Raw genomic sequence first — 12,188 nt, 5'->3', positions numbered from 1 at the left:
TATCAGGAGCGACAGATGATGACGCCGAAAGATCCGATCTCGCGTCGGAAATTCCTATCCACCTCGCTGGCGCTGGGGGCCGCGGGCCTGGCCGCGCCGGCCATCGCCCAACAGATCGACCCCTATACCGGCCAGGCGCTGCAAGGCACCGGCGGGGGCGCCACGCCGGACGCAGGGCTGGTGCAATACGACGCGAACCAGGATTCGCGGCGCAACATCTCCAGCTTCCGGATGCAGGACTGGCAGCCCTATTTCAGCACGCTGACCAATGGCGCGATCCTCGTGGACCTGCCCTCGCGTTGCTTGCATTACTGGTCCGAGGACCAGGCGGTCTACAAGCTGTTCCCGACCTCGGTCCCGGTCAGCCCCGACCTGACCCGCACCGGCCGGACCGAGATCATCAAGAAGGTCGAGGGACCCAGCTGGGCCCCCACCCCCGAGATGCGCAAGCGCAACCCGGAATGGCCGGAGTTCGTCAAGCCGGGCGATCCGCTGAACCCGATGGGCACGCATGCGCTGTGGCTGAGCTGGCAATATTACCGCATCCACGGCACCCACGACACCCGCAAGATCGGCCGCAAGTCCTCGAACGGCTGCATCGGCCTTTACAACGAGCACATCAAGCAACTCTACGACCTGACCAAGGTCGGCACGCAGGTGATGGTGATCTGACCCATCCCGACGCCACGGAAGAAGACGAGGGGGCCGCAAGGCCCCTTTTCGCTGCGATCCAGCCTGATCCAGATCCTGCTCTCGATCCGAGCGGCAATTGATGGGGCAGATGTGCTTTATTGCGGAAAGTCAGACAGTTACTGACGAGCCCCTTTCATCGTCGGGGGGCTCTGTTGCACAAATCCTGTCAGGGATTCATCTCATGAAACCCGTACGGTAGCTGGTCTGCATGAGCCGACCCGCATCCCCGACATACAGAACCCGGAACTGGCCAGCCTACAATGAAGCGCTCAAGCGCCGGGGTTCGCTGACGATCTGGTTCGACCCCGAGATGAGCTGGGATGCCGCGCCGACAGGCAGGCGTGGCCGCCAGCAGACCTACAGCGATGCCGCCATTCAGACGTGTCTTTCGATGAAGGTGCTCTTCGGCATGGCGCTCAGGCAGACGACTGGTTTCGTCGAGAGCCTGCTGCAGTTGGTTGGTCTCGACTGGACGGTGCCTGACTTCAGCACCCTGTCCCGTCGCCAGAAGACCCTGGCTGTGAACATACCGTATCGCGGGTCCAAGGGGCCGCTGCACCTGCTGATCGACAGCACTGGCATCAAGGTCGAGGGCGAAGGCGAGTGGCACGCCCGCAAGCATGGCGGCCCGAAACGGCGCGTCTGGCGCAAGATCCATCTGGGGATTGATGAGGAAACGCTGGAGGGTCGGGCGGTGGAGATCACAGGGAGCCACATCGGCGATGCGCCGGTGTTACCCGACCTGCTCAAACAGATCCCGGCGCACGAGCAGATCGGCCGCGTCACAGCAGACGGCGCCTACGACACCCGCAAATGCCACGATGCCATCGCTGACCGCGGCGCCGACGCTGTCATTCCGCCCCGCAAGAACGCCAAACCCTGGAAGACAGTCGCCGCCGGCGCGGGCGCACGAAACGAGGCTCTGCGGGCATCGAAATACCTCGGTCGTGCCCTCTGGCGACGATGGAGTGGATACCACCCCCGAAGCCGCGTCGAGACGAAGATGCACTGTGTGAAACTGCTGGGTCAGCGCCTCATGGCACGGGACTTTGACCGACAGGTCGCCGAGCTTCAGGTCCGTATCGCTATTCTGAACCGTTACACCGCGCTTGGCACCCCCGTCACAGAGGCCGTGGGATAGATCTGTCCGGGGAAAGGGGAAATCCGGCCATCAACTCTTTGGTGCAACAGAGTCATTTTGCGACGGTCAGCCTGTCTTGCTGGCCGTCGTTATAGTCCAGGTCCGGGATGCCTGCCCGCAGGCTGTCGAGAATCAGCATCATGCGCTCGTCCCGCCGGGCAGGTCGTCGTTTCCGTGGCACGAAGCCTTGCCTCATGCGCCGATAGGGCTGCAGCGTGATCCGACAGCTTAGCCGTCATCGGCCCGGCCGTTGAGATGAAGCGCGCGCTCGGCGCCTTGGCTGGCCTTCTCATGCAATCCTCCGTATAACCTTTTTGCCCATTAATGGGTCCCCCATTCGGCACGGGATTACCGTGAACATTGGTGGAACATAGCGGAACGCAGAAGCGAACACTTGTCGATAAAATCAACTCGGTGCGGAACATGGTGGAACGTGCCGGATATGGCGGAAGCGGTCACTCTCTTCCGCCGACTCCGAAAGAGGAACCGATGCAGCGGATGAAGCTTGGCGACAGCGGCGTTTCGGTCAGCGGCGTATGCCTAGGCACGATGACCTTCGGCAGCCAGACCGCCGCGGCCGAGGCCCATATCCAGATGGATCGGGCGCTGGACGCCGGCGTCAGCTTCCTCGACACGGCCGAGATGTATCCGGTCAACCCGGTCCGGCGCGAAACCGTGGGCCGCAGCGAAGAGATCGTCGGCGACTGGCTGGCCGCGCGTGGCAACCGCGACCGGGTGCAGATCGCGACCAAGGTCACCGGCCCCAGCGGCACCGTCCGCGCCGAGGGCTATGACGGCGCCATCCTGCGCCAGACCGTCGACGCCTCGCTGCAGCGGCTCAGGACCGACCGCATCGACCTCTACCAGCTGCATTGGCCCCTGCGCGGCAGCTATGCCTTTCGCCAGAACTGGCGCTACGACCCCTCGAAGCAGGACCGCGACGCGACGCTGGCGCATATGGCGGATGTGCTCGAAGCGGCGGCCGATCTGCACCGGGCCGGCAAGATCCGCGCCTTCGGTCTGTCGAACGAATCCGCCTGGGGCACGGCGCGCTGGATCGACACCGCCGCGCGGCTGGACGCGCCGCGCGTGGTGGCGATCCAGAACGAATATTCGGCCCTCTACCGCGCCTTCGACACCGACCTGGCCGAGCTGGCGGTGAACGAACGCGTGACGCTGCTGGCCTATTCGCCGCTGGCGGCGGGGCTTCTGACCGGGAAATACCAGGACGGCACCGCGCCCGAGGCCAGCCGCGCCGCCGTGGACCTTGCCCATGGCGGGCCGGGCGACCTGGGCGGCCGCCGCACCGATCGCGCCATCACCGCCGTCGCGGCCTGGTCGAATCTGGCGGCCGAACTCGGGCTGGACCCGATCCACATGGCCATCGCCTTCATCCGGCAGCGGCCCTTCCCGGCGATCCCGATCATCGGCGCCACCGACCGCGCACAGCTCGACCACCTGCTCGCCGGCCTGGATCTGGTGCTGTCCGACGAGGCCCTGCGCCGCATCGACCGTCTGCACCGCGCCCATCCCCAGCCCTATTGAGCCGACGCCACGGAACCGTTGGCAGCCCGGCCGGGCGCGGGCAATCTGTCCACGAACCGACCCGAGGGGAAACCATGCTGCCGCCCATCCTTGCCCAACTGCGCATTCCCGTCGTGGCCTCGCCGATGTTCATCGTCTCGGGGCCCGAACTGGTCATCGCACAATGCAAGGCCGGCATCGTCGGCAGTTTCCCCGCCCTGAACGCCCGCGAAAATCCCGGCGAACCGGTGCTGCTGGACGCCTGGCTGACCCGCATCGCCGAGGAACTGGACCGCCACAACCAGGCCGATCCCGACCACCCCGCCGCGCCCTTCGCGGTGAACCAGATCGTCCATCGCAGCAACGCCCGCCTGGAACGCGACATCGAGATCTGCCACCGCCACAAGGTGCCGATCTGGATCACCAGCCTGGGCGCCCGGCCCGAGGTGAACGCGGCCGCCCATGACTGCGGCGGCATCGCGCTGCACGACGTGATCAACGACACCTTCGCCAGAAAGGCCATCGACAAGGGCGCCGACGGGCTGATCGCGGTGGCGGCGGGGGCGGGAGGCCACGCCGGCGCGCAATCGCCCTTCGCGCTGATCCAGGAAATCCGCGAATGGTTCGATGGGCCGCTGCTGCTCTCCGGCGCCATCGCCACCGGCCGGGCGGTGCTGGCGGCGCAGGCGATCGGCGCCGACCTCGCCTATGTCGGCAGCCCCTTCATAGCCACGACCGAAGCCAACGCCCCGCCCGCCTACAAGCGGATGATCACCGAAAGCGGCGCCGAAGACATCGTGACCTCGTCCCTCTTCACCGGCGTCTCGGGCAATTACCTCGCTCCGTCCATCCGGGCGGCCGGCCTCGACCCGGCCAACCTCGACGGAGCCGATGCCACCACGATGGATTTCGACAAGGCCGCGCGCGGCGGCAAGCCCAAGGCCTGGAGCCAGATCTGGGGCTCGGGCCAAGGCATCGGCGCGGTCAAGGCCGTGACCCCCGCCGCCGAACTCGTCGACCGTCTGGCCCGCGAATACGCCGCCGCCCGCAGCAGCCTCTGCGCGGGCTGAACGCGTCCCGAACACCAAGAAGCCGCGCGCCAAGGACCCGCGGCTTCTTTGCTCTTCAAATACCCTGGCAAGACCAAGGCCGGTCGCCCAGCCTTCAGCTGACCGCCAGCCCCTCGGTCGAAGCGAAGAACATCGCCTGGCTGACCGCCGAACGCACCTGCTCCTCGGAATAGGGTTTCGAGATCAGGAAGGCCGGCTCGGGCCGGTCGCCGGTCAACAGCCGCTCGGGGAAGGCGGTGATGAAGATCACCGGGATGTCGCCCATGTCGCCCAGCAGCTCGTTCACCGCCTCGATGCCCGACGACCCGTCCGCCAGCTGGATGTCGGCCAGGATCAGGTCCGGGCGTTTCTGATGCGCCAGGTCGACGGCGGCGGCATGGGTGCGGGCGATGCCGGTCACCTCGTGACCCATGGCCTGCACGATGCCCTTCAGGTCCATGGCGATGATGGTCTCGTCCTCGATCACCATGACCTTGCCCGACAGCGACCGGCTCATCTCGGACAGCGCGATCTGCACCAGCTCCTCGGCCTCGGGTTGCGGGCATTGCATGACCTGCGCGATCTGGTCGTAGCGCAGCTCCTCGATGGTGCGCAGCAGCAGCGCCTCGCGCGAATTCGGCGTCAGGCCGCGCAGATGCACCTGGGCGCGGGCTTCGCGCGGGGTCGGTGCCTCGGTTTCGACCGGCTGGCCCGAGCTTTGCCAGATGGCGTGGAAGGTGCGGAACAGCCCGATGCGGGTGTCGTCGCCCTGCATCAGGCTGCGGTCGGACAGGATGGCTTCCAGGGTGGCGGCGGCATAATTGTCGCCGGCGGTCTGGCTGCCGGTCAAGGCGCGCGCATAGCGGCGCAGATAGGGCAGCTCGCGGCTGATGGATTGGGCGAGTTCCGCTGCGGACATGGCTTCCTCGAAAAAATGTTCCTGACTGGAACTTGACCGGATACGTAGCGGTTAGGCAAGGTGCGCACAAGATTTTCGGGAATAACTAAAAAATGAATACGAGGCGGGAAGAACGCAGGCGAGCCGCAATCGAGAAGCAGATCGATGAGAATCTGCGGCGCGTCTATGAGCAGGACACCACCCAGCAGATTCCAGACAAGTTCCTGCAACTGCTCGAAAAATTGCGAGAGCAGGAGTAAGCGCATGACCCGTCACACCCCGGCGCGCGGCGCCCGTTCCGAAGGCCATGGCGACCCTCGGGACGAGTTGGTCGACCACCTGCCAGCCCTGCGCGCCTTCGCGCTGTCGCTGACCCGCGAGGGGGCTTCGGCCGACGATCTGGTGCAGGACACCATCGTCAAGGCCTGGACCCATATCGACAAGTTCCAGCCCGGCACCAACCTGCGGGCCTGGCTGTTCACCATCCTGCGCAACACCTTCTATTCGGCCCGCCGCAAGACCCGGCGCGAGGTTTCCGACACGGACGGCATCCACGCCGCCCGCCAGGCCACGCGTCCCGAACACGACGGCCGGCTGGCGCTGAACGATTTTCGCACCGCCTTCGAAAAGCTGCCCGACGAACAGCGCGAGGCGCTGATCCTGGTCGGCGCCTCGGGCTTTTCCTACGAGGAAGCCGCGGGGATGACCGGGGTCGCCGTCGGCACGGTCAAGTCGCGCGCCAACCGCGGCCGGCGCCGGCTGGCCGAGCTTCTGCAGCTGGAAGAGGGCGAGGAGCTGGAGATGACCGACCGCGCCACGCTGGCGGTGATGGCGCAGAACAACCCCGTTCTGCGCTGAGGCTTCACCCGTGCTGCGGCCTCTGCTGGACCGGATGGAATTCACCAAGGGGCTGGGCTTCCGGCTGGGCGGGCTCTTGTCGGTGGCGATCCTGCCCATCGGGCTGATCTCGGTGATCCAGACCCTGCACCTATCGCGCGAATACGAGCGCAGCGCCGAGATCGCGCTGCTGGGCCGCACCGCCACCGCCGCCGCAGGCGAGCGGGCGCTGCTGCAAAGCGCGCTCGGCACCGCCGACGCGCTGGGTCCGGCGGTGCTGGAGACCATGGACCGGCCGCAGGCCTGTTCCGACATCATGCGCGGCTTCGTCCAGCGCACGGTGAATTTCGTCTATGCCGGCTTCACCCGGCTGGACGGGGTCACTGAATGCTCCTCGGTCCCCGGCGTGCACGATCTGTCGCAGGAAAGCGCGTTCAAGCAGTTCAGCGAAAGCCCGGGCACGCTGGTCACCACCAGCGCGGACGGGCCGATCACCGGCCAGCCGGTGGTGGTGGTGATCCAGCCGCTGTATCGGGGCGTCGAGCTGCTGGGCTATATCGGCGTGTCGATGTCGCATGACATGCTGCGCTCGACCCATGTCTCGGGTCTGGGGACCGAGGGCGCGCGCATCCTGACCTTCAACAACCAGGGCCGCATCCTGTCGGCGGACCACGAGGGCCACGGCGACCTGCAAGAGGTCCTGCCGCGCGACAAGTCCCTGACCTCGCTGCTGTCGCTCAGCGAAACCACCTTCCGCGACTATACCAGCGCGGGGGAACGGCGGGTGTTCAGCGTCGTGCCGGTGGTCCCCGGCCTGGTCTATGCGCTGGGGTCCTGGAACCGCGCCGAATCCGGCATCACCGGCATCGACATCACCCGGCGCACGGCGCTGATCCTGCCGCTGATCCTGTGGGCGGCCTCGCTGGCCGTGGCCTATTTCGCGGTCTATCGCCTGGTCCTACGCCATATCCGCGAATTGCGCGGCCAGATGCGGCGTTTCGCCATCGGCGACCGCTCGGCGCCGCCGCCGGTGCTGGCCGACGCCCCGGCCGAGATCGAGGACATGAGCCAGACCTTCCACAACATGGCGCGCATCCTGATCCGCGACGAAGAGGCGATGGAAAACGCGGTCAAGGAAAAGACCGTGCTGCTGAAAGAGGTGCATCACCGGGTCAAGAACAACCTGCAGCTGATCGCCTCGATCATCAACATGCAGATCCGGGTCATCGACCACGACGACGCCCGCCGCGTGCTGCGCTCGGTCCAGGACCGGGTGGCGTCGCTGGCGACGATCTATCGCAACCTCTACCAGGCCGAGCACCTAGACTCGGTCGAGGCCGACCGGCTGATCCGCGACATCATCAACCAGATGGCCAATGCCTCGGTCGGACCCGGCGCCGGGCTGCGCATCGACACCGAGCTGGAGCCGCTGGTGCTGATGCCCGACCAGGCGGTGCCGCTGACGCTGCTGGCGACCGAGGCCTTTACCAATGCGCTGAAATATTCCGGCGTCTCGGACCCCGACGCCCGGCCCTGGGTGCGGGTGCGGCTGGGCATGGACGGCCCGCGCCATGCCGTGCTGGAGGTCGAGAACTCGGTCGGCGCCGCGGGCCTGGCCGAGGGCACCGGCCTTGGCAGCCAGCTGATCGAGGCCTTTGCCATGCAGCTGGAAGGCGAGGCCGAGCAAGAGATGGACGCCCACCGCTTCCTGCTGCGCTTGCGCTTCCGGGTCGAGAACCTGCACAAGCGTGAGCCGGCCGAGATGCCACAGGTGGTGCTGACCTCGGCCGCGCGGCCGGGATCGCAGCATTAGCCGCTGCGCCTGCGTCAGACAATTCCGTGCCGGCGCAGCAACGCCTGCTCGTCGCCCGCGACCCAGCCGAAGACCCGCGCCTGGTCCTGCAGGACCTGGACGAGGTAATGCACCTCGAAATCGATCACCGTCTCGGGCAGGTCGGCGCGGGCATAGCGCGCTGTCCAGCCGACATGGGCCAGGCAATGGTTTTCGTCTATCGGCGACAGGCGCAGCTGCGTGATCCGCATCCCCTGCGTGCCGATCTTGCGATACTGTGCATAGCCCTGCGCCATCGCCTGCCGAAGCTGGTCGTCGTTCCTGCCCGCGGCGACACCCGCCGGCGAGGCGGCGATGAACTCCGGGGCGTAAAGCGCGGCAAGCTCGTCCGCGTCGATGTCTCCGGCCAGCGAACGGTTGAAGAAGGCCTCGTATCGCCGGAATAGCTGTCGGACGCTCTCTTCCATCAGCGGTTCTCGCGTTCGGGGGCCGGACCGGCGGCTTCCTGCGCCGCGCGCCGCAGCTTCCTTGCGGCCAGGAAGCGCCGCCTCCGCGCCAGTTCCAGGTTCAGAAGCGCGCCCAGCAGCACGGTGAACCCGCCCAGATAGAACCACATCAGCAGCGCGATCACCGCCCCGATCGAGCCGTAAATCCGGTTGTAGCTGTTGAAACTGGCCAGATAGGCCGAGAATCCGTAGGATACGCCCGCCCAGGCCAGGGCCGCGAACAGCGAGCCCCAGGTGAAGATCGGCGTCCGCGGCGCCTTCACGTTGGGGCCGAAGCGATAGATGATGCCGATCACCAGCAGCACGATCAGGAAGATCGCCATCCAGGGCACCGAGCCGATCAGCCAGTCGCGCAGCGGCACGTCGGGCAGGACGTTGAAGGCGATGGGCACCAGGATGATCGTGGCCAGACCCAGCGCGATCACACCGACGATGGCCAGCGTCAGCACATAGGCCAGGACGAAGCCCCAGATCGTCGGATGCGAGCGCACGCCATGCGCCGCGTTCAGCCCCTGGATCAGCCCGCCCACGCCCTGCCGGGCCGAAATGGTGGCGATCAGGAAGGAAATCGCCGTGGTCCAGCCCAGTTGCGTCCGCCCGGCCGCGATCAGCGCGTTGATCTGGCCGTGGATGATGTCCGCCGCGCCCAGGGGGATGAATTCGTCGGTGGCATGGACGTATTGTTCAAGCTGCTGCGGATCGTACCACAGACCCCACAGGGCAAACAGCGCCGCCAGGCCCGGAAAGACCGCGAACATGGCATAGAAGGCCACGCCCGCTGCGATCAGGGTCATGTGGATCTTGTCCATGCGCTCGAAGATCGCCTGGATGAACAGCCACAGATCCCTGATCACATTCCCGTCCTCGCTCCTGCTCCGGCCCGCGCCTGCGGCCATTCTGGCAGGAAAACCGCGGCTTCCGCCAGAATGGTTCCGGATACCCTAGCGGTTTTCGCCCGTGCTGTAGCGCAGCCACACCGCCTTTTCGCCCAGTTTCGCGACGAAAGCAGCATGCGCCTCGGATTCCTCGGCGGTCAGCCGCGGCGCCAGCGGCCGCGGCCGCGGTCCGCGCGGCGCCGCGCCGGGCGCAGCGGCGCCGTTCCCGCGTGCGGTGCCGGTGCCGCTTCCCTCCAGCACCAGCACCGGCTGCCGGCCGCCGCGCAGCGCCAGATAGACCTCGGCCAGCAATTCGCTGTCCAGAAGCGCCCCGTGCAGCGTCCGGTTCGAGTTGTCGACCCGGAAGCGACGGCACAGCGCGTCCAGCGAGTTCTGCGCCCCCGGGAACTGGCCCCGGGCGATTTCCAGCGTGTCCACGGCGCGGCTGTAGGGCATGACAGGATAGCCGGCCGTCCGCAGCTCCCAGTTCAGGAATTTCATGTCGAACTGGGCGTTGTGGATCACCAGCCTGGCGTCCTCGCCGACGAAGGCCACGAAATCGGCCGCGACCTCGGCGAATCTGGGTTTGTCGCGCAGGAAGTCGTCGCCCAGCCCGTGCACCTCGAAAGCCTCCTGCGGCATCGGGCGCTCGGGGTTGATGTAGACGTGGAAGGTCCGCCCGGTGGGCAGGTGGTTCATCAGCTCGACCGCCCCGATCTCGACGATGCGGTCGCCGGTGTCGGGGTCGAAGCCAGTGGTTTCGGTATCCAGGACAATCTCACGCATGGGGGCGTTTTGCCATGATCCCGGCACAGATGTCCACGATGGCGGCGCGCGCGCCTTCCGGCGTGTCCGAGGGGATCACCCAATCGGCCAGCCGGCGCTTTTCCGCGTCGGGCATCTGCCGCGACAGGATCATGCGGAAATTGTCCGCGGTCATGCCGGGCCGGGCCAGAACCCGCGCCCGCTGCACATCGGCGGGGGCCGAGACCACGGCCACCCCGTCCATCTGCGCCTGCGCGCCGCCTTCGTAGAGCAGCGGGATGTCCAGCACCACGATCGGCGCATCGGCATGGGCGACGATGAAAGCGGCCCGATCCGCCGCCACCAGCGGATGCACGACGGCCTCCAGCCGCCCGAAACCCGCCGGATCGGCGGCCAGCGCCGCCCGCAGCAGGCCGCGGTCGATGCCGCCATCCCGCAGCACTCCCGGAAAGGCGGCGGCGACCGGCGCCACCGCCGCGCCGCCCGGGGCATAGAGCCGATGCACCGCCGCGTCCGCGTCCCAGACCGGATGCCCCAGCGCGCGAAAGATCTGGGCGGCGGTGGACTTGCCCATGCCGATGCCGCCGGTCAGACCCAGCCGGAAGCTCATGCCAGGACGGCCCGGCGCAGGTCCTCGTCCACCTCGGGGCGCTGGCCGAACCAGCGCTCGAAACCCGGGGCCGCCTGGTGCAGCAGCATGCCTAGCCCGTCCACGATCTCGCAGCCCCGCGCCTGCGCCTCGGCCAGGAAGGGGGTGATCAGCGGCGTATAGACCAGATCGGTGGCCAGGGCGTCGGGCGACAGCGCGTCCAGCGGTACCCGCAGCGCCTCTTTGCCCACCATGCCCATCGAGGTGGCGTTGACCACGGTCATCGCCCCTTCCAGCATGTTGCCGGCCTGGGCCCAGTCATAGACCACGACCTTGGCGCCGAACTCGGCCTTGATCTGCTCGGCCCGGACCCGGGTGCGGTTGGCGATGCGCAGCTCGGGCACGCCGCTTTCCAGAAGCGAGGCGACCACGGCCCGCGCCGCGCCACCGGCGCCGATCACCGCCGCCGGCCCCAGGTCGGGGATCCAGTCCGGCGCGTTCTGGCGGATATTGGCGATGAAGCCGTAGCCGTCGGTGTTGTCGGCGTGAATCTTGCCGTCCGAGCGAAAGATCAGCGTGTTGGCCGCCCCGATCAGCGCCGCGCGGTCGGTGACCACATCGGCCAGCGCCAGCACCGATTCCTTGTGCGGGATGGTGACATTGGCGCCGACGAAACCCATGCGCGGCATGACGCGAAGGACCTCGGCCAGGTGCTCGGGCATCACCGGCAGCGGCACGTAATGCCCCTCGATCCCATAGCGCCGCAGCCAGTGCCCGTGCAGCCGGGGCGAGCGGGAATGCGCCACGGGCCAGCCCAGGACGGCGGCCAAGGGCGGGTTCTTCGGGTCTGCGGGGGTCTCGGGCATGGCCTACCTTCCGGGGGGTCGTATCGGACCGAGAAGTGCCGGCCCCCTGCCCCCGGGTCAAGTCGTATCGCCCCGCCGCAGCAGCGTCATGGCAGGAATGCAACCCTTGCGTGCGGCAGCCTCAGACCGCGCCCATTTCGGGCAGGTCGCCCTGGGCCACTAGATCGTCCAGCGTCAGCGATTCGATCAGCAGCAGATAGGACCAGAACACCTGGCCGAACATGCGCCGCAGCCGGCAGCTGGCCTCGTCCTCGCAATCCTCGCAGCGCTGGTAGGACCGGCGCGACAGGCAGGGCAGCGGCGCGATCGGCCCGTCCACCTGGCGCAATAGCTCGCCGATGGAAATCTCCTTCGGGAGCTTGATCAGAACATAGCCGCCGGCGCGACCGCGGCGCGAGCCGACATAGCCCGCGTTGCGCAGCTCCAGCATGATATGTTCCAGAAACCGTTTCGGCGCGCCCGAGCGCTGGGCGATCTCCTCGATCGTCAGTGCCTGGCCACCTGCCGCCACCTCGTCGGCCAGCGCCATCAAGGCCTTGATGGCATATTTCGTCTTCTGCGAGATCATAGCGAATCCTTAGTGACGCCCGAGGGATCATGCAATGTTTTCGGCAAGATTTCGCGTGTCGCCTTGGCTTCGCTATGGAACCTTC

The 12,188-nt window shown here is 67.1% G+C and carries 14 protein-coding genes; 7 read left to right on the top strand and 7 right to left on the bottom strand.

Annotation, left to right across the window (positions count from 1 at the left end):
• Positions 1-15 precede the first annotated feature (15 nt).
• The 4 genes from JCM7685_RS01965 to JCM7685_RS01950 all read left to right on the top strand — a co-directional run bounded on the left by JCM7685_RS01965 (position 16) and on the right by JCM7685_RS01950 (position 4,428).
• Positions 16-672: a L,D-transpeptidase gene (locus JCM7685_RS01965; protein ID WP_074967398.1), complete on the top strand. Its 657-nt coding sequence runs from the start codon at positions 16-18 to the stop codon at positions 670-672.
• Positions 673-901: 229 nt separating this feature from the next.
• Positions 902-1,834, top strand: coding sequence for an IS5 family transposase (locus JCM7685_RS01960; protein WP_100526015.1), 933 nt, complete (start codon positions 902-904; stop codon positions 1,832-1,834).
• A gap of 489 nt (positions 1,835-2,323) precedes the next feature.
• The gene (locus tag JCM7685_RS01955) at positions 2,324-3,379 is read left to right on the top strand and encodes an aldo/keto reductase (protein WP_074969884.1); all 1,056 of its coding nucleotides are present in this window, start codon (positions 2,324-2,326) and stop codon (positions 3,377-3,379) included.
• A 74-nt stretch (positions 3,380-3,453) separates the two neighbouring features.
• On the top strand, positions 3,454-4,428 hold the full coding sequence (locus JCM7685_RS01950) for an NAD(P)H-dependent flavin oxidoreductase (protein ID WP_074969882.1): 975 nt from the start codon (positions 3,454-3,456) through the stop codon (positions 4,426-4,428).
• A 94-nt stretch (positions 4,429-4,522) separates the two neighbouring features.
• Here the strand turns inward: JCM7685_RS01950 and JCM7685_RS01945 are convergent, their stop codons facing one another.
• Positions 4,523-5,326 carry a response regulator gene (locus tag JCM7685_RS01945; protein ID WP_074969880.1) on the bottom strand — a complete coding sequence of 268 codons (804 nt, stop codon included), beginning with the start codon at positions 5,324-5,326 and terminating at the stop codon, positions 4,523-4,525.
• Between the two features lie 92 nt (positions 5,327-5,418).
• Between JCM7685_RS01945 and JCM7685_RS01940 the strand changes: the two genes are divergently transcribed.
• From JCM7685_RS01940 to JCM7685_RS01930, 3 genes are read left to right on the top strand one after another with little or no spacing between them, the layout of a single operon-like run.
• Complete coding sequence (locus JCM7685_RS01940) at positions 5,419-5,565, top strand: NepR family anti-sigma factor (protein WP_074969878.1); 147 nt, start codon at positions 5,419-5,421, stop codon at positions 5,563-5,565.
• A 4-nt stretch (positions 5,566-5,569) separates the two neighbouring features.
• A complete protein-coding gene (locus JCM7685_RS01935; protein ID WP_074969876.1) occupies positions 5,570-6,163 on the top strand; it encodes an RNA polymerase sigma factor in 594 nt (197 codons plus the stop codon).
• 10 nt (positions 6,164-6,173) lie between these two features.
• Positions 6,174-7,955 carry a histidine kinase dimerization/phosphoacceptor domain -containing protein gene (locus JCM7685_RS01930; protein WP_074969874.1) on the top strand — a complete coding sequence of 594 codons (1,782 nt, stop codon included), beginning with the start codon at positions 6,174-6,176 and terminating at the stop codon, positions 7,953-7,955.
• Positions 7,956-7,969: 14 nt separating this feature from the next.
• On the opposite strand, the gene JCM7685_RS01925 is transcribed toward JCM7685_RS01930, so the two are convergent.
• From JCM7685_RS01925 to JCM7685_RS01900, 6 genes are all read right to left on the bottom strand, one after another.
• Positions 7,970-8,401 carry a hypothetical protein gene (locus JCM7685_RS01925; RefSeq protein WP_074969873.1) on the bottom strand — a complete coding sequence of 144 codons (432 nt, stop codon included), beginning with the start codon at positions 8,399-8,401 and terminating at the stop codon, positions 7,970-7,972.
• Positions 8,401-9,294, bottom strand: a complete 894-nt coding sequence (locus JCM7685_RS01920; RefSeq protein ID WP_231964674.1) for a YihY/virulence factor BrkB family protein — start codon at positions 9,292-9,294, stop codon at positions 8,401-8,403. Before JCM7685_RS01920 ends, JCM7685_RS01925 begins: the two co-directional genes overlap by 1 nt.
• An 87-nt stretch (positions 9,295-9,381) precedes the next feature.
• Positions 9,382-10,101 (bottom strand): DNA polymerase III subunit epsilon, encoded by a 720-nt coding sequence (gene dnaQ, locus JCM7685_RS01915; RefSeq protein ID WP_074969869.1) that lies wholly within the window; start codon positions 10,099-10,101, stop codon positions 9,382-9,384.
• The gene (gene coaE, locus JCM7685_RS01910; protein ID WP_074969867.1) at positions 10,094-10,690 is read right to left on the bottom strand and encodes a dephospho-CoA kinase; all 597 of its coding nucleotides are present in this window, start codon (positions 10,688-10,690) and stop codon (positions 10,094-10,096) included. Before coaE ends, dnaQ begins: the two co-directional genes overlap by 8 nt.
• Positions 10,687-11,535, bottom strand: a complete 849-nt coding sequence (locus JCM7685_RS01905; protein WP_074969865.1) for a shikimate dehydrogenase — start codon at positions 11,533-11,535, stop codon at positions 10,687-10,689. Before JCM7685_RS01905 ends, coaE begins: the two co-directional genes overlap by 4 nt.
• 121 nt (positions 11,536-11,656) lie before the next feature.
• Positions 11,657-12,103 carry an RrF2 family transcriptional regulator gene (locus JCM7685_RS01900; protein WP_074969863.1) on the bottom strand — a complete coding sequence of 149 codons (447 nt, stop codon included), beginning with the start codon at positions 12,101-12,103 and terminating at the stop codon, positions 11,657-11,659.
• Positions 12,104-12,188 lie beyond the last annotated feature (85 nt).

Source organism: Paracoccus aminovorans (genome assembly GCF_900005615.1).
GTDB classification, from domain to species: Bacteria; Pseudomonadota; Alphaproteobacteria; order Rhodobacterales; family Rhodobacteraceae; genus Paracoccus; species Paracoccus aminovorans.
Note: the sequence above shows the minus strand (reverse complement) of the source record. Positions and strands in the feature narration are given on the sequence as shown.